We start from the raw sequence: 2,934 nt of genomic DNA, 5'->3' as shown, positions 1-2,934 counted from the left end.
CTGCTCAACATGCCATGTCCATCGACTGGTTCCATCGTCTCGGCCTCGTCTTCCTGACCAAAAGGCACGCCGATTTACAACCATCTTAGAAACCGCCGGATACGATGAGTACGTCCGGTGGTGTGGGAGGACGGAGGGGGTAACCCCTCCTCCTACCCGATTGGCTTGCCACAGCTATCGCTTCAGCGGAGTTTCGCTCCATAGCAAGCCGAGAGTCCCCAGCGCATAGTACGTGTATTCGACGTCCGTAGACTGGTCCCAGGTCGCTGCCCGGAAACCTCCAGTGGGGTGTTCCAGGGCCAGGATAAACTGCTCAAGTCGCTTAGGATCGACCGTCGAGTGATCGTGCAGGTCAAGGCACGTCAGAAACCCGGTAAACGTCGACAGCGAATCGGCGAAAGGGATTCGGGAATTGGCCTGGAATCCCCCTTCGTCGCTGCGCACGTCGTTCAGATATCCCAAGACGTCATCACGCAGATTTGGTCCGATGATTGAGTGCAGCGTCAATACGCCGATCGCCGCCGCGGTCGGGTTCGTGCCGCTTCGCTTCATCGGAGCGATTTCGACAAAGCCCCCGTCATCGCGTTGTCGTGACCGGATGAACTCGACGAGGCTCTCTGCTGCGGGCAGAGGCTGACCAATCAGTTCGTAGCAAAGGGCCACCAGAAATGAATGGTAGGTACTTCCAATGGCTCCTTCATGAGTTTTGGCGTATCCCCCATCGGACGAGCGAAAGCCTTCAAGGCGTGCCGCCAGTGCCTGAGGCCAGTCGGAATCCGCCGCAACCAGCAGGTCAATCCCTGCCGTCGCCTGGACCATCAGGGCGGAATAGAGCCAGCTCACCACGTCGATCACGTTGGCGTTCTGGTGACGGGCCCCGTCCAGGTAAGCAGCGACTCGCCGCGCGTCCTCGGCCGTGAAGAGGCGCAACGCAGAGAGAGCACGGACTCCAAACGCTGTGTAGTACAGGTCGGATTCCCGCTCATCCGGTTCTTCATTCGCGTACTCGACAGGAATCCCGCGACCGCCAAATCCTCCATCGGGATTCTGCTGACTCAGCAGAAACTGGCGATGCCGTTCACGATCGGCGGGCTCCCATTGCGAGAGCCCGCGCGCAACGCGTTCATCAAGTCGAAACAGATACGGGTGCGCCATGCCTGAATCACGTCGCCCCAACAGTCTTACCAACCACAGGCAGCGTCGCCATCAGCGGGACCAGCTTGATCTGTGGCGCCGGTGCAGCGTTATCCGCCAGCACCGTATCGATCAGGAAGTAGAGCAGTTGGCGCAGCGGTTCTGGCTGAATTTCATCGGCCAGTGCTTCCGCGCGGCTACGGCACTTGTCGACGAGCGCCTGTGCCCGGTCGAAAACTCCCAGCTTCTGATAGAAGTGACGAAGTCGATGGGAACGCTCGGTAGAGGTCAGCGGGTCGAGAATCACTTTCTCAAGTTCCTCTCGCACTGGCCCTTTGGCAGCATCCAGTGCCAAAGCCATCAGCAGCGTCGGTTTGGCCAGTTCGGCATCTCGTCCGGAAACGATCTTGTTTGGAACCCCTTCTTCCCAGTCCTGCAGATCATTCAGAACCTGGAATCCCACCCCGATATGGCGACAGAATTGGGGAATCATCGCCTCATAAGCATCGACGGGCCCCGCCATCCGCAGTCCTGCATACAGTGCCGCATCGAACGCAGGAGAGGTTTTGAGCGCATACAGCTTCATGGCATCCAGGGCTGTCAGTTTCAGGACATCCGCACCCGTCCAGCGAAGTTCAGCCCCCTGCCCTTCACAAAGCTTTAAGTGAGCGTTTGCCAGACGATCGAGGATGTCGCTGGCGGCTTCTGCCCCCAGTTGCCGTCGGCTCTGACTGACCAGGCGGTATCCCAGACCGATCAGGTAGTCCCCGACATTGATAGCTGTCCCGACCCCATAGCGCCGATGCAGGGTCTCTTCGCCATAGCGGTACGGGTCGTCATCCTGAATATCGTCATGGACCAGTGACGCCTTGTGAAACGCTTCGATCGCCAAGGCGGTTCGGCGGACTTCCAGTGAGAACGTCGTAGGTTCGTCACTCGAGGCAGCCTGCAAACGGGTTCCCCCGGTCAGGGCGTCGTATGCGGCGAGAGTGATGAAAGGGCGAAGTCGTTTTCCACCCTTCACGAGCCACTTTCGCGCGAACGTTTCCGTTTCCGCCAACAGCCGGTCACCGGTCTCGGTTCCCTGTCGTGAAACTGGCAGCACTTCGTCGAACTCCTCTTCGAACATTTTGTTCGAGGCTCGCATCATCGGAACATATCCCGACGTGCGCGATTCTTCGAGAGGTTCGTACTTATCGAGACAGTGCCAGACCCACGATTCGTCGAGTTTTGTATTCTTGCAGTCACCCGAATGAAGCGGGACGGCATAGGAGGGGACCCCGGCCAGCAGCACCTTGTCGATGGCTTTTTCAAGCACATTCAGACAAGCCACGCCGAGAATCCCATCTACGTGCCCCGAAACGATGATCTTCAGGACGATCGGGGAACCTTCCGCGACGAGAACCTTATAGCCGAGCTGCTCGGCCCGGACTTTGTAATCGGCGATGGAACAGGCGCCGCATTTCTCGCAGTCGAGACCGAATTCATCGTAGTCGGCTGGACATCCTTCGGCGTGCTTCAGGCAATGCGGCAACAGCAGCAAGCGTCGCTCGAACGGGATCGCCAGAAACTGCTGCTTCCAGAACGCGTTTCCCAGCACAACCATGGTAAACCCGAGAAAACCTTCGGGCTGGTTATTCAGAACAAGCAGTTTGCGAGCATGTTCCTCGAGAGCCGCTTTGTTAAACGGTCGACTTTTATCGAGATGCTTGACGTAGCGTTCCGCCTCTTCCCGCAGACCTTCTCGCAACTCAAGCGATTCAGGGACGAGTTTCAGGTGAGATGTGCTTCGCTTGCGTC

The 2,934-nt window shown here is 58.1% G+C and carries 2 protein-coding genes; both read right to left on the bottom strand.

What is annotated here, in order from left to right; genetic code table 11:
• Positions 1-174: 174 nt before the first annotated feature.
• The gene (locus VGE80_RS08600) at positions 175-1,155 is read right to left on the bottom strand and encodes a prenyltransferase/squalene oxidase repeat-containing protein (RefSeq protein ID WP_440592363.1); all 981 of its coding nucleotides are present in this window, start codon (positions 1,153-1,155) and stop codon (positions 175-177) included.
• Positions 1,156-1,162: 7 nt separating this feature from the next.
• A partial coding sequence (locus VGE80_RS08595; protein WP_440592362.1) for a polyprenyl synthetase family protein occupies positions 1,163-2,934 on the bottom strand: 1,772 nt, incomplete at its 5' end.

The sequence above is a fragment of the Schlesneria sp. genome, from assembly GCF_036405755.1.
In the GTDB taxonomy this organism is placed as follows: Bacteria; Planctomycetota; Planctomycetia; order Planctomycetales; family Planctomycetaceae; genus Schlesneria; species Schlesneria sphaerica.
Note: the sequence above shows the minus strand (reverse complement) of the source record. Positions and strands in the feature narration are given on the sequence as shown.

Bases quoted from the DNA above. Each gene is read 5' to 3' on its own strand.
- VGE80_RS08600 (WP_440592363.1), bottom strand. From the start codon at position 1,155: ATGGCGCACCCGTATCTGTTTCGACTTGATGAACGCGTTGCGCGCGGG.